This window comes from Sediminimonas sp. (assembly GCF_024637375.1).
GTDB lineage: Bacteria > Pseudomonadota > Alphaproteobacteria > Rhodobacterales > Rhodobacteraceae > Sediminimonas.
On sequence record NZ_JAGXFK010000034.1, the window covers coordinates 1 to 18,844 of the forward strand.

Annotated in this window: 18 protein-coding genes; 11 read left to right on the forward strand and 7 right to left on the reverse strand. The window is 67.0% G+C overall.

Translation table 11 applies throughout. The annotated features are described in order from the left end of the window. On the forward strand, positions 1–184 hold a 184-nt coding region (locus Q0L89_RS04635; protein WP_296762933.1), incomplete at its 5' end, for a hypothetical protein. A 26-nt stretch (positions 185–210) separates the two neighbouring features. On the opposite strand, the gene Q0L89_RS04640 is transcribed toward Q0L89_RS04635, so the two are convergent. After that, positions 211–2,319 (reverse strand): 3-hydroxyacyl-CoA dehydrogenase NAD-binding domain-containing protein, encoded by a 2,109-nt coding sequence (locus Q0L89_RS04640; RefSeq protein ID WP_296762935.1) that lies wholly within the window; start codon positions 2,317–2,319, stop codon positions 211–213. An 85-nt stretch (positions 2,320–2,404) separates the two neighbouring features. Further along, on the reverse strand, positions 2,405–2,731 hold the full coding sequence (locus tag Q0L89_RS04645) for a TraR/DksA C4-type zinc finger protein (protein ID WP_296762936.1): 327 nt from the start codon (positions 2,729–2,731) through the stop codon (positions 2,405–2,407). Between the two features lie 153 nt (positions 2,732–2,884). Between Q0L89_RS04645 and Q0L89_RS04650 the strand changes: the two genes are divergently transcribed. The 4 genes from Q0L89_RS04650 (at position 2,885) to Q0L89_RS04665 (ending at position 5,143) form a co-directional block, all read left to right on the forward strand. Then, entirely contained in the window at positions 2,885–3,748 is an 864-nt protein-coding gene (locus Q0L89_RS04650; protein WP_296762938.1) for an MBL fold metallo-hydrolase, read from the forward strand. Positions 3,749–3,842: 94 nt separating this feature from the next. Next, entirely contained in the window at positions 3,843–4,268 is a 426-nt protein-coding gene (locus tag Q0L89_RS04655) for a YeeE/YedE family protein (protein ID WP_296762940.1), read from the forward strand. Beyond that, on the forward strand, positions 4,268–4,699 hold the full coding sequence (locus Q0L89_RS04660; RefSeq protein WP_296762958.1) for a DUF6691 family protein: 432 nt from the start codon (positions 4,268–4,270) through the stop codon (positions 4,697–4,699). The genes Q0L89_RS04655 and Q0L89_RS04660 overlap by 1 nt, the downstream gene beginning before the upstream one ends. Positions 4,700–4,708: 9 nt before the next feature. Then, positions 4,709–5,143, forward strand: a complete 435-nt coding sequence (locus tag Q0L89_RS04665) for a TIGR01244 family sulfur transferase (protein WP_296762942.1) — start codon at positions 4,709–4,711, stop codon at positions 5,141–5,143. 92 nt (positions 5,144–5,235) lie between these two features. Here Q0L89_RS04665 and Q0L89_RS04670 read toward each other — a convergent pair whose 3' ends face one another. The 5 genes from Q0L89_RS04670 to Q0L89_RS04690 all read right to left on the reverse strand — a co-directional run bounded on the left by Q0L89_RS04670 (position 5,236) and on the right by Q0L89_RS04690 (position 11,143). After that, a complete protein-coding gene (locus tag Q0L89_RS04670) occupies positions 5,236–6,333 on the reverse strand; it encodes a FliM/FliN family flagellar motor C-terminal domain-containing protein (protein WP_296762943.1) in 1,098 nt (365 codons plus the stop codon). Positions 6,334–6,409: 76 nt separating this feature from the next. Beyond that, on the reverse strand, positions 6,410–9,097 hold the full coding sequence (locus Q0L89_RS04675; RefSeq protein ID WP_296762945.1) for a sensor histidine kinase: 2,688 nt from the start codon (positions 9,095–9,097) through the stop codon (positions 6,410–6,412). Then, on the reverse strand, positions 9,097–9,372 hold the full coding sequence (locus tag Q0L89_RS04680; protein ID WP_296762947.1) for a hypothetical protein: 276 nt from the start codon (positions 9,370–9,372) through the stop codon (positions 9,097–9,099). The genes Q0L89_RS04675 and Q0L89_RS04680 overlap by 1 nt, the downstream gene beginning before the upstream one ends. Next, positions 9,369–9,737 carry a response regulator gene (locus tag Q0L89_RS04685; protein WP_296762948.1) on the reverse strand — a complete coding sequence of 123 codons (369 nt, stop codon included), beginning with the start codon at positions 9,735–9,737 and terminating at the stop codon, positions 9,369–9,371. Before Q0L89_RS04685 ends, Q0L89_RS04680 begins: the two co-directional genes overlap by 4 nt. A gap of 68 nt (positions 9,738–9,805) precedes the next feature. Continuing rightward, positions 9,806–11,143 carry a helix-turn-helix domain-containing protein gene (locus Q0L89_RS04690; protein ID WP_296762949.1) on the reverse strand — a complete coding sequence of 446 codons (1,338 nt, stop codon included), beginning with the start codon at positions 11,141–11,143 and terminating at the stop codon, positions 9,806–9,808. Between the two features lie 219 nt (positions 11,144–11,362). Between Q0L89_RS04690 and Q0L89_RS04695 the strand changes: the two genes are divergently transcribed. The 6 genes from Q0L89_RS04695 (at position 11,363) to acs (ending at position 18,669) form a co-directional block, all read left to right on the forward strand. Next, positions 11,363–12,709, forward strand: a complete 1,347-nt coding sequence (locus Q0L89_RS04695; RefSeq protein WP_296762951.1) for a substrate-binding protein — start codon at positions 11,363–11,365, stop codon at positions 12,707–12,709. A gap of 134 nt (positions 12,710–12,843) precedes the next feature. Then, positions 12,844–13,875, forward strand: coding sequence for a branched-chain amino acid ABC transporter permease (locus Q0L89_RS04700; protein WP_296762952.1), 1,032 nt, complete (start codon positions 12,844–12,846; stop codon positions 13,873–13,875). A 4-nt stretch (positions 13,876–13,879) separates the two neighbouring features. After that, positions 13,880–15,097 carry a branched-chain amino acid ABC transporter permease gene (locus tag Q0L89_RS04705; RefSeq protein WP_296762954.1) on the forward strand — a complete coding sequence of 406 codons (1,218 nt, stop codon included), beginning with the start codon at positions 13,880–13,882 and terminating at the stop codon, positions 15,095–15,097. Between the two features lie 10 nt (positions 15,098–15,107). Beyond that, the gene (locus Q0L89_RS04710; RefSeq protein ID WP_296762955.1) at positions 15,108–15,863 is read left to right on the forward strand and encodes an ABC transporter ATP-binding protein; all 756 of its coding nucleotides are present in this window, start codon (positions 15,108–15,110) and stop codon (positions 15,861–15,863) included. Between the two features lie 13 nt (positions 15,864–15,876). Next, entirely contained in the window at positions 15,877–16,632 is a 756-nt protein-coding gene (locus Q0L89_RS04715) for an ABC transporter ATP-binding protein (RefSeq protein WP_296762956.1), read from the forward strand. Positions 16,633–16,710: 78 nt separating this feature from the next. Then, positions 16,711–18,669 carry an acetate--CoA ligase gene (gene acs, locus Q0L89_RS04720; RefSeq protein WP_296762957.1) on the forward strand — a complete coding sequence of 653 codons (1,959 nt, stop codon included), beginning with the start codon at positions 16,711–16,713 and terminating at the stop codon, positions 18,667–18,669. Positions 18,670–18,844: the final 175 nt, after the last annotated feature.

The window sequence follows — 18,844 nt, forward strand, 5'->3', positions numbered from 1 at the left end:
CTCGGTGGCCGGTCTGCTGGGTCTGGTCTGGTGCATCGTCAAGGTTGCGCGGGCCCGGCGCGCCGGGCTTGGTGATGCCGACCTGCGCGCCGTGGTGCGCAGCGTTCTGCCGGTGAACCTGGCGGCACTGATGCTTTCGGTGCTGGGCCTGATGATGGTGGTGGTGGGCATCCTGCTGGGCTGAGCCGCGCGCGCAGGTCGTCTGCGGGCTCAGACCATCGCGGCAAAGCGGCCGCCGGTCTTGATCAACTCTTCGAACAGCGGATCGGGCGCGAACAGCTCAGGGGCGGTTTGCGCCTGCCGGTGCAGGGTTTTCGCGATCTGGACCAGCCCGGCGCTGTCGGCAGCCTTCATCGGCCCGCCGCGCCAGCGCGGAAAACCGGGGCCGTTCACCATCACCGCGTCGATATCCGAGGGCCGCTGCGCCGCATCGGTGCGAACCAGCCGCGCCCCGGCATTGGCCATCGCCGCAAGAGACAGCCGCCAGATCGCGTCATCGTCGACCGGGTCCACGGCAAGGCGCGGTGCCTCCACGTCCTCCAGCAATTGCGCCAGCGCGGGGTCGGCGGCGGGCGCATCGGCCTCCCACCGATAAAACCCGGCGCCGGACCGCGCCCCGGTACGCCCCGCCGCGACCAGCCGCTCCAGGCTGGGGCGCAACCGGGTCGGGAAGCCGTCATGCAACTCCTGAACCCTCAGGCGCGCGAGAACCACGTCAAGGCCGATACGATCCATCGCTTCGATCGCGCCGCGCGGCATCCCGTGCCGGCGCAGGGCGCCGTCCACCCGGCCGGGCGCGACGCCCTGCGCGACGAACCCCGCGGCCACCGCCCGCAGCGCCGCGATGATCCATTCGCTGAGCGGGCCGCAACCGGTGCCGGCACGCACCGCGATCCGGCCCAGACGCCCCCGGACCACCCCGGCCAGGGCCGCGACCGCGGCCGCGTCGGTTTGCGGGCCGGCGATAATTTCGGCCAGCCGCGCGTGGTGAGCGGAGCCGTGGAAAAACAGCCCCAGCACGTCGCCCGGCCTCCCGGTCTGCGCCGCCAGGTCGGCCACCGGGTGGATCAGCGAGTGGCTGGCCAGGATCGCCCCCTCCTGCGCGACCTGGTCAAGCGCCGCGAAGACCCGCTGCTTGGTCTCCAGATGATCGGCGACCGCCTCGACGATCAACTGCGCCTGCCCCAGATCGGCCAGCCGCGTAGTGCCTGTCCAGCGCCGCATCCGCGTGGCACGGGCCTCGGCGCTCAGCCGGTCGGCCGACACGGCCGCATCGTAAACCGACAGGATCCGCCCGCGCGCGGTGTCGAGCGCGCCTTCGTCGCGGTCGAAATGCACCACCGGCAGGCCGGCGTCCAGACAGCACAGCGCCACCCCCGCCGCGGTCGGACCGCCGCCCACCACGGCCACGGTGCCCACGCGCCCGCGCCCGCCCGCTTGCGCGGCGCCCGGCATGCGCGCGGCACGCCGCTCGGCCAGGTAGGCATGGCGCAAACCGGCCGAGTGGGGCGTCTCCATCACCTCGGCGAAGGCCGTGCGCTCGAACTCCAGCCCGGCCTCGAAGGGCAGAAGCTGCGCTGCCTCGACGCACTCCACGATCCGTGCCGCCATGAGGCAACGCGGCACATCGGCGATCTGCGCAAGCCTGTCGCGCCGGGCCGCGATGGCGTTGGCATAGGCCGCGGGGTCGTCGGCACCGGCCTGGATATCGCAGGCGCGCGGCCATGGCGGCCCGGCCTCGGCCATCGCGCGGGCCACATCGACCGCCGCCGCCTCGGCGTCGGCCTCGACGATCCGTGTCATCAGGCGCTGCAGGGGCGCGGATTCGACACCCGCCACGCGGCCCGATATCAGCACATCAAGCGCCGACGCCGCGTCCAGCAGGCGCGGCAACCGTTGCGTGGCCCCGGCGGCGGGCAGCAGCCCGCGGCCGATCTCGGGCAGGCCCGCGCGCACCCCGCGGCGCGCGATGCGGGCATGGGCGGCAAGGGCCAGTTCCAGCCCCGCACCGGTGGCATGCCCGTCAAGCGCCGCCACCACGGGTTTTCCGGCGCGCTCCACCGCGGCGCAAAGCGCCCCGGCGCGCAGCGCCGGCGCGGTGCCCTGCGTTTCGATCTCGGCGACATCCAGGCCGGTGCAAAACACCTGCTCGCCCGCGCAAAGAACCACCGCGCGCACTGCGTCATCGGCCAGCGCGGCATCCAGCGCGGCGCCGAGCGCCTGCATCGTCGCCATGGTCAGCCGGGCGCCGCGCGCCTGATCCAGCCGCAGGCGCGCGATGCCGTCGCTTTGCTCGCTGCTGACCGCCGCATTGGCCACGTCGCGGCCCTCCCCCGCTCTGGCGTCCGCCTATTGTTTACGGGCGCGGGCGCGAAATGCAAGCCGGCCGGGCGCGGGCGCGGCGTCAGGCCATCTCAGCGGCACAGGTCTTGCAGAACGGGGTCGCCGGCAACAGGTCCAGCCGCTCGGAAGAGATCTCGGCGCCGCAACGGGTGCAGATGCCGTATTCGCCGTCGCGGATGCGTTGCAACGCGGCGCGGATGCCGCGGATTTCCTCTTCGCCGGCATGGCCAAGCTGTGCGAGCACCTCGTCGGTTTCGTGTTCGATGGCGGCGTCGTCCCAGTCCTTGGTGTGCGGCTCGTCGAGTTCGGCCTCGATCCGGTGAAGCCGGGTGTCGAGGGTTGCCAGTTGGGTCATCAGCGTCTGTCGGCGCGCGTCAAGCGTGGCCATTGCGTTTCCTCCTTTTGCGTCGGGCGAATACTGCCAAACTCACGTCAACCATGTCGTTGATCGAGGTCAACACCGTCGCAGCGCGCGAGTGTAATATATCGGGGTTGTAACATATGCACGCTTTATTATATGTTGTTCAAAACGGAGGACCCCATGTCACCAGACGTCAAAGCCTTTTTCGACGACGCGACCAACACCATTTCCTACGTCGTGCGCGACCCGGCCGGTAGCGCCTGCGCGATCATCGATTCGGTGCTGGACTTCGATTACGCCTCGGGCCGGACCGACACCCGCTCGGCCGACGCGATCATCGCCCATGTGCGCGACGCGGGGCTTGAAGTGAAATGGTTGCTGGAAAGCCATGTCCATGCCGACCACCTGTCGGCGGCGCCCTACATCCAGCAACAGCTCGGCGGCAAGATCGGCATCGGCGACCGCATCCAGGTCGTGCAGGACACCTTCGGCAAGGTATTCAACGAGGGCACCGAGTTCCAGCGCGACGGCAGCCAGTTCGACAAGCTGTTCCGCGAGGGCGACAGTTTTCACATCGGCCAGCTCAGGGGCGACGTGCTGCACACGCCCGGGCATACGCCGGCCTGCCTGACCTACGTGATCGGCGATGCCGCCTTCGTCGGCGATACGCTGTTCATGCCCGATTTCGGCACGGCGCGCTGCGATTTTCCCGGCGGCTCGTCCGAAACGCTCTACAACTCGATCCAGAAGATCCTCGCCCTGCCCGACGAGACCCGCATCTTCGTTGGCCACGATTACAAGGCGCCCGGGCGCGAGGATTATGCCTGGGAAACCACCGTGGGCGAGCAGAAAGCCGCCAACATCCACGTCGGCGCCGGCAAGGACAAGGACGCTTTTGTCAAGATGCGCGACGCGCGCGACGCAACGCTGGCCATGCCCAAGCTGATCATCCCGTCGCTTCAGGTGAACATGCGCGCGGGACAAATGCCGCCCGCCGATGAACAGGGCGACGTGTTCTTGAAGGTGCCGGTCAACAAGCTGTGACGCCTGGCTACCCTCCGATCACGGCGCCGCCGCGAATCGGCGCCCCGGCGATCGCCGGCTTCTGACAGGACTTTCAAACGGGAATCACGACACCATGGAACAAGACTGGATCTGGGGTCTGGTCGGCGGCCTGCTGATCGGCACGGGCGGCGCCGTCTACCTGCTGGCCAACGGCCGCATAATGGGCGCCAGCGGCATCGTCGGCGGGCTGGTCGACGGCAGCGAGTGGCGGCACTGGCGCGAACGCGGCGCCTTCCTGGCCGGGGTGCTGCTGCTGCCGGTGCTGCTCTACCCCCTCTACGGCGAGGTGAACACGCACATCACCGGCAACTGGGTGGTGATCATCGCCGCCGGTCTGCTGGTGGGTATCGGCACGCGAATGGCCAATGGCTGCACCTCGGGGCACGGGGTGTGCGGCATGTCGCGGCTTTCGTTGCGCGGGATCGTGGCGACGGTGTTCTACATTCTCGCCGGCGGGCTGACGGTGGCGCTGTTCCGGCACGGGCTGGGGTGGATATGATGCGCGCGCTTTACGCTTTCATCGCCGGCGCGCTGTTCGGTGCGGGGCTGTTCGTGTCGGGCATGACCGACACGCTCAAGGTACAGGGCTGGCTCGACGTGTTCGGCGACTGGGATCCGACGCTGGCTTTCGTGATGGGCGGCGCGATCATCCCGATGGCCATCGCCTGGGCATTCGTGCCGGGGCGTGCGCCGCTTGTCGGCGGGGCGTTCCCGCAAAAGCCGCAGCCGCGCCTGGGGCGCAACCTCGTCCTCGGCTCGGTGCTGTTCGGCGCCGGCTGGGGGCTGGCCGGCCTGTGCCCCGGTCCGGCGATCGCCTCGCTCTCCTATGGCGGGGTGGGCCACTGGGTGTTCGCCGCGGCGATGCTGGCCGGGATGGTGGCGACGCCCCCGATTCGCAAGGCACTGGACAGACGGCTACCGGACGGCTAAACGGCGGCCATGGAAAGCCGCCGGATTACCGATACCTACAGCGTCGCGCCACAGATCGCCGCCGAAGACCTGGCCGGGATCCGCGCGGCGGGATTTTCCACCGTGATTTGCAACCGCCCCGATTGCGAGGTGCCCGACGACCTGAGCGCGGCCCGGATCAGGGACGCGGCCGAAGCAGCGGGGCTGGACTTCCACGACCTGCCGCTGACCCATGACAGCATGTCGCCCGAGCGGATCGCGCGCCAGCGCCGCATCTGCGAGAACGCTGCCGGCCCGGTGCTGGCCTATTGCGCCTCGGGGACGCGGTGCACCATTGCCTGGGCGCTCGGCGAGGCCGGGCATCGCACTACGGACGAGATACTGTCGATTGCCCGCGCGGCGGGCTATGACCTGGCACCGCTGCGCCCCAGGATCGACGCCCTGGCGTCCGAAGGCGGCGTCTGAAGCACGCCCGCGCGTTCACTGCCAGCCCCTGCCGACATTGCATGCCCCTAGGGCGCGTCGCCGTGGCGAACAGCACGCCATTTTCACCGTGATCACCGGGTCAGCGCCTCCAGTTCGGCGTCGCTGAGCCGCGGGTCGTCCGGCGCCTCGCCCGCTGGCGGGTCTTCGCCACCGGGCTGTTCGTCCACGGCATCGGCCGCCGCGGTCGCCAGCCCCTCCGGTTCGGCGCCGGTCGTGGCCCTGTCCGACGCATCGCCTGCCGCGGACAGGCCCGCCGCGATCCATTCGTGCGACCCATCCCCGCCAGCGCCCCCTGGCGCGGCCGCTGTCAGCCGCAACGCCCGGCGCCCGCCCATCTGCCCCAGACGCGCGCGCGCCACCGTCCGGCGCGTGCCGGGTTCCAGCGCGACATCGCGCAGCGCCTCGCGGGCGATCGGCACAACGTCGCCCGGCTTGAGCGCCAGCACCTCCGCCAAGGGCAGTTCGAGGCGGCACAGGACCGCGTCCATCCGGACAGTGGTGTCCAGCACGCGCGCCTGCCAGCGCGGGTCGGGCAGCGCGGCGGCGGCCGTGCCGTCCGCGTCCGCCGATGTCGCCGCAACAACCGGCAATGCCAGCACGAAGGCGCCCTCGCGGCCCGCCTCGCCCAGTTTCACCGACACCCGGAAAACGTGATAGCGATCCGCGGTCAACATCGCGCGCAGGGCATGTGGCGCGGCCTGCATGGGGCCGGTGGCATGGCCCCCGGTCCAGCCGGCGTCCGGCCCGGCCGCCATGTTTGCCGCGAACCGCGCCAACACCGCGTCGAACACTGGCGCACATAACGCCGCATCGGTGCGCGTGGGTGCGCGCGCGGGCGTCGCGCGTGGCGCCACGGTGCCGGTTGTCTGCGCCTCGACCAACGCCGCGGTCAGCGCCGGGTCCAGCGCCAGCGCGCCGTGTGCCGCCCCTTCCGGCCCGTCCAGCGACATCAACAGGGCACCTTCGGCGACCATTTCCAACAGGCTTGCCGGATCGGCAACCAGCCGCTCGGTGCCGAGTACGCCGAGCGGCATCGAGAGGGCGCGCGCCGCCGTGCGTTCCAGCGCCAGCCGCAAGCCCCGCGCCGGCGACATCACGCGCGCCTCGATCTGCGCGCGCGCCGCCTTTGCCTTGCGGCGCAGCACCGGGTCTGCCTTGTCTGACGCCATGTCTTCGCCGTCTCCCGCGGTTTTCGGACAGGCTAGGACGGCAGGGTTACCAAGTTCTGAATCGTGGCACGGCGCGCTATTGCGCCGCGCGCATGGCGGCAACCGGCAGGATCACGCGAAACGCCGCGCCGCCCTGCCCGGGCAGGTAGGTGATCTCGCCGCCGAGGCGGGCCATGATCTCGCGGCAGATCGCCAGCCCGAGGCCGGCACCGCCGGCGGATTCGCCTTCGGCGACGCGGCTGAACTTCTCGAACACCAACGCCTGCGAATCGGTCGGGATGCCCGCCCCGTTATCGACGAAATCGACCACCACCGCGTTGCCGCGCTGCGCCACCTCGATGCTCAGCAACGGCGCCGTGGCGTCACAATATTTTCGGGCATTGGCGATGAGGTTGATGAACACCTGCGCCAGCCGGTCGAGATCGCTGGTCAGGCCGATATCCTCGCGCGTGCGGTCGCGGCGGATCGTCAGCCGCTCTTCGGCCACCCCGGCGGCGGCGACGGCCTGGTCGATCACCGACACCAGCCGCCCGTCGCGCATGTTGAGGCTGACCTGCCCGCTTTCCAGAACGCTCAGGTCCAGCAGATCATCCAGCAACCGGGTCAGTCGCAGCGCCTCGTCGTGGATGATCGAGGCGTATTTCGTCATGTCATGCGAGGACAGGTCCGGCGCATCGCGCAGGATCTCGGAAAAAGCCCGGATCGATGTCATCGGTGTGCGCAACTCGTGGCTGATCTGGCTGAGAAAGGCATCCTTCTGCACCGACAGCTTGGTGAGCTTCTCGTTGGCCTCGCGCAACTGCCCCGCGATGCGCGTCAGCTCGGCCGATTTTGCCTCGAGCTGGCTGGAATACTCCATCATCTGCGCGGTCTCGTCGGCCACTGCCAGCAGGTCTTCGACCGACACCGTCGCCGCGCCCATGATCTGGCCGACCATCGCGTGCGCGGTCGCCGCCCCCACGGCGCCAGACAGTTCGCGTTCGAGCCGTTGCAGGAATTCCGGCGTCGGCTCGGGCAGGTAGCCCGCCAGCCCCTGTCGCGCCGCCTCGGCCTGGAACAGCGCCTGCGCCTGCGCCGGGCCCATCATGCGCTGCGCCATGATCAGCAGGTCCTCGCTTTGCGCGGTGCCGCCCGACCAGCTTTGCGGGTTGCCGGAATGCTCGAACACGTTGACGAACTGCGCGCCCTGCAACCGCTCCAGCGGCTGCGGAAAGCTGAGCAGCGAGCCGGTCACGAAAACCACCGTGTTGAGCCCCAGCGACCACATCACCGCGTGTACCAGCGGGTCGAGCCCCTCGATCCCGAACAGCGCCTGTGGCCTCAGCCAGGCAATGCCCCACGGCCCGTAAGCCATGACCGCGTCGGTCATCAGGATGCCGCCACCGAAACTGGGCAACAGCAGGCTGTAGCACCAGATGACGAACCCGGTGCCCAGCCCCGCCAGCGCCCCGATCCGCGTCGCCCCGCGCCAGAAGATGCCGCCCATCAGCGCCGGCAGGAACTGCGCCACGCCGGCGAACGACACCAGCCCGATCGCCGCCAGCGCGGTGCCGCCGCCCGAGACACGGTAGTAGAGGTATCCCAGACCCAGGATCACCGCGATCGACACCCGCCGCGCCAGCAGCACCAGGTGGCGCACGTCGCCCGCCACCGCCGCGCCGCCGCCGGCGAAACGCAGCCAGATCGGCATCACCACATGGTTGGACACCATCGTGCTGAGCGCGATCGCCGCCACGATCACCATCGAGGTGGCCGATGAAAATCCGCCCAGGAACGACAGCATCGCCAGCTTGTCCTGTCCCTGGCTAAGGGGCACGGTCAGCACGAACTGGTCGGGGTTGGCGCCGGGGGGCAGCACCTCCAGCCCGACCACCGCGATGGGAACCACGAACAGGCTCATCGCCATCAGGTAGGCCGGGAAGGCCCACGAGGCGGTGCGCAACTGGTGCTCGTCCTCGTTTTCGACCACCAGAACCTGGAACATGCGCGGCAGCGTCAGGAACGCCGCCGCCGACAGCATCGTCAGCCCCGCCCAGCGGCCGCCATCCATCTGCCACTGCCCGATCTCCGAGGCATCGATCCGCGCCAGCGTGGCCTCGATGCCGCCGCCCACGCCCCAGACCACGAACACCCCGACCGCGAGCAATGCGAAAAGCTTGACCACCGCTTCCAGCGCGATGGCCATCACCACGCCGTGGTGGCGTTCGTTGGCATCCAGGTTGCGGGTCCCGAACAGGATGGTGAAGAACGCCAGCCCCATCGCCACCCACAGCGCCGTCGAGCGGCTGTCGGCAGGCACGGCGCTGCTGGGATCGGCGCGCGCGAAACTGGCGAATGACAGCGTCACCGATTGCAGTTGCAGCGCGATATAGGGGGTGGTGCCGATCACCGCCAGCGCGGTCACGAACACCGCCAGCGTGTTGGACTTGCCGTAGCGCGACGAAATCAGGTCGGCGACCGAGGTGATCCGCTGCGTGCGCCCGATCCGTACCAGCTTGCGCAGCACCCACCACCACCCCACCATGACCAGCGTCGGCCCCAGGTAGATGGTCAGGTATTCCATGCCGCTGCGCGCCGCGTAGCCGACCGCGCCATAGAACGTCCAGGCGGTGCAATAGATCGACAGCGACAGCGTGTAGACGACCGACGAGCGCAGGAATGCCGCCCGCCCCCTGAGCGCCGCGCGCTCGGCCATGAAGGCCACCGCGAACAGCAACGCGACGTACACCAGGCAGACGACGATCAGCAGGTTGAGCGAGGCCATCAGCCGCCTCCCGGCGCGTCCGTCTTTTCGGGCGAACGATCCAGCCGCGACGACAGCGCCCATGCCAGCAGCGCCAGCAGCGCCCAGACACCGAAGATGTAGAGCATCGCGCGCGACGTGGCGACGCCTTCACCGCCGGCTGCGGCGTCGCTCCATAGCAGCGGCACCGCCCACAGGAATGCGCCGAGCACCGGCAACAGCCGCAGCGCGTCCATGAGCCGGCGCTGGCGGTAGCTGCGCCGTTCCAGGAAGAGGGCATTGGACGACTCGCTCACGATGGCACCAGGTCGCGCAACGCCTCGAGCACCTCGGCGTTCGAGAACGGCTTGGTCATGAAGCGGCTGGCGCCCAGCCGCTCGGCCAGTTCGCGGTCCTTCGCCTGACCGCGCGCGGTCAGCATCAGCACCGGCAGGTCGCGCGTCGCCGGCGCGGCGCGCAGGTCGGTCAGGATGTCATAGCCGCTGCGCCCCGGCAGCATCACGTCGAGGATCACCAGGTCGGGGTCGTGCGCGGCCACCGCCGCGACCGCGTCGTTGCCGTTCGAATGCGTGTGCACCGCCCAGCCATCCCGCATCAGGATGAAACTGATCGCCTCGATGATGTTCGGCTCATCCTCGATCACAAGGACATGCTTGCCCATGCCATCGCTCCTCCCCCGAGCGTTACGGTCAGGCCGTCATGACGTTATCACCAATGTGACCGCACAAGTCAAAACCCATCCGTCAGGATCGAGGGCTCGCGTCGCCCGGCACAGTTTTCGCGCGGGCAGATACGACAGTTCACGCCCAGTTCCAGCGGCGCGCGCGCGCCTTCGCCCTGCGGCGGCGGGCCATCGAGCGGCAGCATCAGCATGTGCGCCTCGTAGAGCGGGTCGGACAGGGGATCGTCGCGCCGCGCGAAGGGCTGCGCGATGGCGTATGTCATGAACAACCCGCCGTCGCGGGCGCTCTGGCGCACCACCTGTCGGATCGGCGACAACGGCCGGCTGAGCGCCTGGAACAGCGGCCAGAGCGGACAGGCGGCGCCAAACCGCGGCAGCCCGAATCCGCGTATCGGCTTGCGCAGGATCAACGTACCCGAGGCATCGCAACTCACCAGCCCCACGGGCCCGGCGCCACCGGCCGCGCGCAGGGCCGCGAGCCGCCGCATCACCGTGGTCATGTCGGTGCCCAGTTCCCGCGACAGCACCGCCGGGTCGGCCCCCAGTCGCGCCACCGCGCGTTCCAGGGGCCGCATCGGCAAGGTCAGCGCATCGGCGAGGTAGCGTTCCAGGTGGGCCCGCGCCATCGCTCGGGCCGACGCCGAATGCAACCGCTCCTGGCCGGCCAGCACCGCCGCGATCGCCTCGGCCCCCGCCGCCGGATCGCGCGCGGCCTCCAGTTCGGCGAAATGGTGCTCGCGCGCGTCCAGGAACACCTCCAGTTCCTCTTGCGGCGAGGACAGCGCCGCGTCCGTCTCGCCAGCCGCGTCAAGGTACGAGACCAGTGCTTCGCTGCTGTTGGCCAGCCGGGCGCTATCCTCGTTGATATTGCGATGAAAGCGCCCGCGCCATTCCGGTTCCAGGTCCGGGTTGTCGGCCAGGATACCGGCGGTGGCGCGGATCGCGGTGACGGTGGACAGCATCTCGTGCAGCGAAGCGGCAAGGTGCGGGTCATGGGTCAGCCGGTCGGTCAGGGTTTCGACGATATGCTCCAGCTCCGCCGCGCGCCGGTGGCGCGCCGCCAGCAACCGCGCCCAGCCCGGAAACCGGCCGGCGAAATCCTGAACGGCGCCGGCCTCGGCCGCCGCGGCCGGATCGGCGGCACGCGCCTCGCGCAGCACATCGAGCAGCGCCGCCTCGGCGCCCTCGCTCAGAGTCGTGGGTTCAACGCCCAGCACCCGGGCGATGTCGAGCAACAGCTTGCCGCCGATTCTGCGGCGGTTGTGCTCGATCAGGTTCAGGTACGAGGGCGAGATCCCGGCGCGACGGGCCAGTTCGGCCTGACGCAGCCCCGCACCGATGCGGCGCTCGCGGATTCGCTGTCCGACAAGTTGACGTTGCGGCATCGCAATTTCCTATCTGAATCAACGCGTTTCTGCACTGCCAAGAAGATTTCTTTACAAGTTATCCTGGCGCATTGTGCATTTTTTTACAAAAAAATTGTTTTGGTCAAAGCGTTTGTTGCGAAGTTTTCTTTCCATGCACGATAATGGCTTTGCACAAATGGTGCATGCGGGCCGCGCAAGAGGAGAGCGCACCCGCGATCCACGAAACGGGAGGATACCATGTCCAAGACCACATTCACGCGCCGCGGCGTGCTGAGAACCGGCGCTGTCGCCGGGGCCGGCGTTGCGCTTCCGACGATCTTCACCGCCTCGTCCGCGGCCGCCTTCACCAACGAGCCCACCGGCAACACCGTGACGCTGGGCTTCAACGTGCCGCAGACCGGCCCCTATGCCGACGAGGGCGCCGACGAGCTGCGTGCCTACAAACTGGCCGTCGAGCACCTCAACGGCGAGGGCGACGGTGGCATGATGAACACCTTCAGCTCCAAGGCGCTGCAGGGCAACGGCATCCTCGGCAAGAAGGTCGAGTTCGTCACCGGCGACACCCAGACCAAGTCGGACGCCGCACGCGCCTCGGCCCGCTCGATGATCGAGAAGGACGGCGCCATCATGGTCACCGGCGGCTCGTCCTCGGGCGTGGCCATCGCCGTGCAGGGCCTGTGCCAGGAAGCGGGCGTGATCTTCATGGCCGGCCTGACGCACTCCAACGACACCACCGGCAAGGACAAGAAGGCCAACGGTTTCCGCCACTTCTTCAACGCCTACATGTCGGGTGCCGCGTTGGCGCCGGTGCTGGCCGCCCGCTACGGGGAAGACCGCAAGGCCTATCACCTCACGGCAGACTACACCTGGGGCTGGACCCAGGAGGAATCGATCGTCGCCGCGACCGAGGCTCTGGGCTGGGAAACCGTGAACACGGTCAAGACCCCGCTGTCGGCCACCGACTTCAGTTCCTACATCGCGCCGGTGATGAACTCGGGCGCCGATGTTCTGGTGCTCAACCACTACGGCGGCAACATGGTCAACTCGCTGACCAACGCGGTGCAGTTCGGCCTCAAGAACAAGAGCGTCAACGGCAAGAACTTCGAAATCGTCGTGCCGCTCTACTCGCGCCTGATGGCCCGCGGCGCCGGCGAGAACGTCAAGGGCATTCTCGGCTCGACCAACTGGCACTGGTCGCTGACAGACGCGGGCTCGAAGGCGTTCGTCAAGTCCTTCGGCGAGAAATACGGCTTCCCGCCCAGCCAGGCGGCGCACACCTGCTACGTGCAAACGCTGCTGTACGCGGATGCCGCAAGCCGCGCCGGAAGCTTCAACCCCTGCGCCATCGGTGAAGCCCTCGAAGGGTTTGAATTCGACGGCCTGGGCAACGGCAAGACGCTCTACCGCGCCGACGACCACCAGTGCTTCAAGGACGTGCTGGTCGTGCAGGGTAAGGAGAACCCGCAGTCCGAGTTCGACCTTCTCGAAGTTGTCGAGGTCACCCCGGCCGCGCAGGTCACCTATCCGCCGGATCACCCGATGTTCGCCGGCGGCAGCCTGGGCAGTTGCAACCCGGGTAGCTAAGCGGTCAACACGCGACAACAGAGGGGATGCGCGGGGTCGCCTGCGCATCCCTTGTTCGACCGGGGAGCCCCCGCACGGGCGCGGCTGCGCCGCGGCCGTTACGCGGTAACTCCTGACAACCCAAGGTGGGGACAATGGACGCAATCATCCTGCAAATTCTCAACGGGCTCGACAAGGGATCGGCGTATGCGCTGATCGCGCTCGGCCTCACGTTGATCTTCGGCACCCTGGGGGTGGTGAACTTCGCCCACGGGGCGCTGTTCATGATCGGTGCGTTCTGTGCCGTGACCTTTTCGAAGTTTCTCAGTATCAGCTACACGGTCATCGACGAGACCAAGACCGACTTCCTGGGAAACCCGCTCAAGGTGGATCTGACCTATGTCGAAGCCTGGTTCGGCCAGTCGGTCGGCGGTACGATCCTGGACTGGGCGGTGCCGCTGTCGATCTTGATGGCGATTCCGGTGATGGTGATCATCGGCTTCATCATGGAGCGCGGCCTGATCAAGCATTTCTATGCCCGCCCGCACGCCGACCAGATCCTCGTGACCTTCGGTCTTGCCATCGTGCTGCAGGAAATCATCAAGTATTTCTACGGCGCCAACCCGATCCCCACCCCGGCGCCCGACATGTTCCGCGGCTCATTCGATTTCGGGGCGCTGCTGGGATTTGATGCCAACACCATCATCTACCCCTACTGGCGGCTGGTCTATTTCCTCTTCGCCGCGGTGATCATCAGCGCGGTCTTCGCCTTTCTGCGCTTCACCACCTTCGGCATGGTGGTGCGCGCCGGTATGGCCGACCGCGAAACGGTTGGCCTGCTGGGCATCGACATCGACAAGCGATTCACCCTGATGTTCGGCATCGCCGCGGCGGTGGCGGGGCTGGCAGGGGTCATGTATGCGCCCATCAATTCGCCCAATTACCACATGGGTATGGATTTTCTGGTGCTCAGTTTCGTGGTGGTCGTGGTCGGCGGCATGGGCTCTCTGCCCGGCGCGGTGCTGGCCGGTTTCCTGCTGGGGATTCTCGAATCCTTCGCCTCGATGAACGAGGTCAAGTCGATCCTGCCGGGAATCGACCAGATCATCATCTATCTCGTTGCCATCATAATTCTGCTGACGCGTCCGCGCGGCCTGATGGGCCGCAAGGGCGTGATGGAGGAGTGATCCCATGCTGGGACTGAACAAGAAAGACACGGGCCTTCTGCTGATCGTGGCCGTGCTGGCGCTTTTCGCGCCGATCATCTTCAACCCGTTCCCCAGCGACAGTGCCATGGCGCAGTTCAACGCGGGCTACCCCGACCTGATGCAGCGCTTCGTGATCTTCGGGATCTTCGCGATCGGGTACAACATCCTGTTCGGGCTGACCGGCTACCTCAGTTTCGGTCACGCCGCCTTTCTGGGCGTCGGATCGTATGCAGCGGTGTGGATGTTCAAGCTGCTGAGCATGAACATCCTCCCCGCTATCGCGCTGAGCATCGTGATCGCCGGGGTGTTTGCGGCGCTGATCGGCTATGTCAGCCTGCGCCGGTCGGGGATCTACTTCGCGATCCTGACGCTGGCCTTCGCGCAGATGAGCTACAACCTGGCCTACTCGGTGCTCACCCCGATCACCAACGGCGAGACCGGGCTGCAATTGTCTCTGGACGACCCCCGCATCCTCGACGGCGCCCCGGAGAGCGTCGGCAGCCTGCCCTACCCGACGTTGCTGGGCTTCGAGATGAGCGATACCTACGTGATGGCGGCGGGCGGGTGGCAATTCCAGTTCTCGGTCGGCTACTACGTCTGCGCGGTGGTGCTCCTGCTGGCCTTCTACCTGTCGATCCGCATCTTCCGGTCGCCCTTCGGAATGATGCTGCGCGCGGTCAAGTCAAACCAGCAGCGGCTTAACTATACCGGGGTCAACGCCCGTCCCTACACGCTCGCGGCGTTCGTCATCTCGGGCATGTATGCCGGGCTGGCCGGCGGGCTGATGGCGTCGATGGACCCGCTTGCCGGTGCCGACCGTATGCAGTGGACGGCCAGCGGCGAGGTGGTGCTGATGACCATCCTCGGCGGCGCCGGCACCCTGATCGGGCCTGTTCTGGGGGCTGGGTTCATCAAGTATTTCGAGAACATCTTCTCGAAGATCAACGATACAATCCTGCACCAGTGGTTCGCTATCATGCCCGATGGAATCGAAGATGTCCTGGTCGCCCTGGTGCACCCGTTCGTCGGCAAGGGCTGGCATCTGACGCTGGGCATCCTGTTCATGCTGGTGGTCATCTTCCTGCCCGGCGGTCTGGTCGAGGGCGGCCAGCGCATCGCGGGTCTTTTCCGCCGCCGGAAAACCGACAATGATGGCGACGGCGACACCGGGTCGTCGACCTCCAAAGACCCCGCCGAGTAAGGAGAAACCAATGGGTATCCTCGAAGTTAAAGGCGTCAACAAGCGTTTCGGCGGGCTGCAGGCCCTGGGCAACATCAACCTCGACATCGCCGAGAACAGCGTGCACGCCATCATCGGCCCCAACGGCGCCGGAAAATCCACGCTGCTCAACTGTCTGGTGGGCAAGCTCATCCCCGACACCGGCTCGGTGCTCTTCGACGGACAGAGCGTTCTGGGGCGCAAACCCTACGAGATCAACCAGATGGGCATTTCCCGCGTCTTCCAGACGCCCGAGATATTCGGCGATCTCACTGTTCTGGAAAACATGATGATCCCGTGCTTTGCCAAGCGCGACGGCTCTTTCCGCATGCATGCCTTCGAGCACAGCGAGAACGAGGCCGAAATCATAGAGCACGCCGAAGCGACGCTCGAAAACGTCACCATGGCCGACAAGCGCCACATGCATTCGGCATCGCTGTCGCGCGGTGACAAGCGGCGGCTGGAAATCGCCATGTGCCTGGCGCAGGATCCCAAGCTGCTGCTGCTCGATGAGCCGACCGCCGGCATGGCGCGCCACGATACCAACAACACCATCGACCTGCTAAAGCGCATCCGCGACGAACTCAGCATCACGATCGTGATCATTGAACACGACATGCACGTCGTATTCAGCTTGGCCGAGCGGATCACGGTGCTGGCGCAGGGCTCGCCACTGGTCGAGGACACGCCCGACAACATCAAGGGCCACCCCAAGGTGCGCGAAGCCTATCTCGGCGAAGCCGCGTAAGAAAGGACACCCCATGAACGTCAAACCCGACTTTTCCAAGGGCAAGAGCTACGCCGAGACCGCCCCCGCCTTCCTGTCGGTGTGGAACGTGGAAAGCTACTACGGCGAAAGCTACATCGTGCAGAACATCAGCTTCAACGTGCACGAAGGCGAGATCCTGGCACTGCTGGGGCGCAACGGCGCCGGCAAGACCTCGACGCTGCGTTCGATCGCAAGGATGCAGAGCCCGCAGGTCACCCATGGCGAGATCTGGCTCGATCACCAGCCGCTGCACACCATGAGCAGTTACCAGGCGGCCAGGGCCGGTATCGGACTGGTCCCCGAGGACCGCTGCATCATCGCCGGCCTGACAGTCGAGGAAAATCTGGAACTGGCCCAGATCGCCCCGCCTGTCGGCTGGTCGATCGACCGCCTGTTCGAGCTGTTCCCGCGGCTCAAGGAACGCCGCAAGCAGGACGGCGTGACCCTGTCGGGCGGCGAACAGCAGATGCTGGCGGTGGCCCGCGCGCTGGCGCGCGACATCAAGGTGCTGCTGCTCGACGAACCCTATGAGGGGCTCGCCCCCGTCATCGTGGACGAGATCGAAAAGACCCTGCGCATCATCAAGGAACAGGGCATCACCACCGTGATCGTCGAACAGAACGCGGTACGCGCGCTGGAACTGGCCGACCGGGCGGTGATCCTCGACACCGGCGGTATCGTCTTCGACGGCACCGCCGCGGAAGTTCTTGAAAATGAAAGCCTGCGCGCCGAGTATCTGGCCATCTGACAAGGCAGCCCGGGCATGCGCACGCGCATGCCTTGCGCCGTTGCAATGACCAACACGACAGAAAGACGAAGGTCCATCATGTCTGACAAAACCTACGAACCCACAGCCGATTTTGCCGCCAAGGCGCATGTCGACGCCGCGAAATATCGCGAGATGTACGACGCTTCGGTCAAGGATCCCGATGCCTTCTGGGCCGAGCACGGCAAACGCCTCGACTGGATCGAGCCGTTCACCAAGGTCAAGAACACCACGTTCGAATACGGCAACGTCGATATCCGCTGGTTCGAGGACGGCGTGCTGAACGTCGCGGAAAACTGCATCGACCGTCACCTGGCGACCCGCGGAAACCAAACCGCGATCATCTGGGAGCCCGACGACCCGGACGCCGAGGCGCTGCACATCACCTACCGCGAACTGCACGAAAAGGTGAACCGCTTTGCCAACGTGCTGCTCAGCCAAGGCGTGATGCGCGGCGACCGGGTGGTGATCTACCTGCCGATGATCCCCGAGGCCGCCTATGCCATGCTGGCCTGCGCACGCATCGGCGCGGTGCATTCGGTGGTCTTCGCCGGGTTCTCGCCCGATGCGCTGGCCAACCGCATCAACGATTGCAGCGCCAAGCTGGTCATCACCGCCGACGAGGCGCCGCGCGGCGGCCGCGTCACGGCGCTGAAATCCAACACCGACGCGGCGCTGCTGCACTGTTCCGACAAGGTGCGTTGCCTGGTGGTCAAGCATACCGGCGGCCAGACCACCTGGATCGACGGGCGCGACGTGGACGTGAACGCGATGATGGAAACCGTCAGCCCCGACTGCCCGCCGCGCCCGATGGGTGCCGAAGATCCGCTGTTCGTGCTTTACACCTCGGGCTCGACCGGCAAGCCCAAGGGCGTGGTGCACAGTTCGGGCGGCTACCTCGTCTATACCGCGATGACGCACCAGTACACCTTCGACTACCACGACGGCGACGTGTTCTGGTGTACCGCTGACGTCGGCTGGGTCACCGGGCACAGCTATATCGTCTACGGCCCGCTGGCCAATGGCGCCACCACCCTGATGTTCGAAGGCGTGCCCACCTACCCCGACGCCGGCCGGTTCTGGCAGGTCTGCGAAAAGCACAAGGTCAACCAGTTCTATACCGCCCCCACCGCGATCCGGGCGTTGATGGGCCAGGGCGACGAGTTCGTCGCCAAGTACGACCTGAGCGACCTCAAGGTCCTGGGCACCGTGGGCGAGCCGATCAACCCCGAGGCGTGGAACTGGTACAACGACGTGGTCGGCAAGGGCCGCGTGCCCATCGTCGACACCTGGTGGCAAACGGAAACCGGCGGCCACATGATCACCCCGCTGCCCGGCGCCACGGCGACCAAGCCCGGCTCGGCCACGGTGCCCTTCTTCGGGGTGCAGCCGGTGGTCCTGGAACCCGAATCCGGCAAGGAAGTTACCAGCACCGAAGCCGAGGGCGTGCTGGCCATAGCCGATAGCTGGCCGGGCCAGATGCGCACCGTCTACGGCGATCACCAGCGGTTCATGGATACCTATTTCCAGCAGTACAAGGGCTACTACTTTACCGGCGACGGCTGCCGCCGCGATGCCGACGGCTACTACTGGATCACCGGGCGCGTCGATGACGTGATCAACGTCTCCGGCCACCGCATGGGTACGGCCGAGGTCGAATCGGCCCTGGTCGCCCACGCCCAGGTGGCCGAAGCCGCGGTGGTGGGCTACCCGCACGACATCAAGGGCCAGGGCATCTATGCCTATGTCACCCTGATGAACGGGGTCGAGCCCAGCGACGAGCTGCGCAAGGAGCTGGAAAAATGGGTCCGTACCGAGATCGGCCCCATCGCCAAACCCGACCTCATCCAGTGGGCGCCGGGCCTGCCCAAGACGCGCTCGGGGAAAATCATGCGCCGCATCTTGCGCAAGATCGCCGAAGACGAGTTCTCCAACCTCGGCGACACCTCGACGCTCGCCGATCCCGCGGTGGTGGACGACCTCATCGCCAACCGCCAGAACAAGCAGGTCCAGGCGTGAAACCGGGAACGACGCTGACCGGCCGGTCACATTTGCGTGAACTTTGCTGGGAGCGATTTGTGCCCTCGGCGTGGCGAATTCGTGGTAAGACCATGTCCAGCCTGGATTTTGGCCTGGCCGGTTCCTAGCGCGGTCCGGCAAGCCCGGAGAGAACTGGCGGTCGGATGGGATCAAA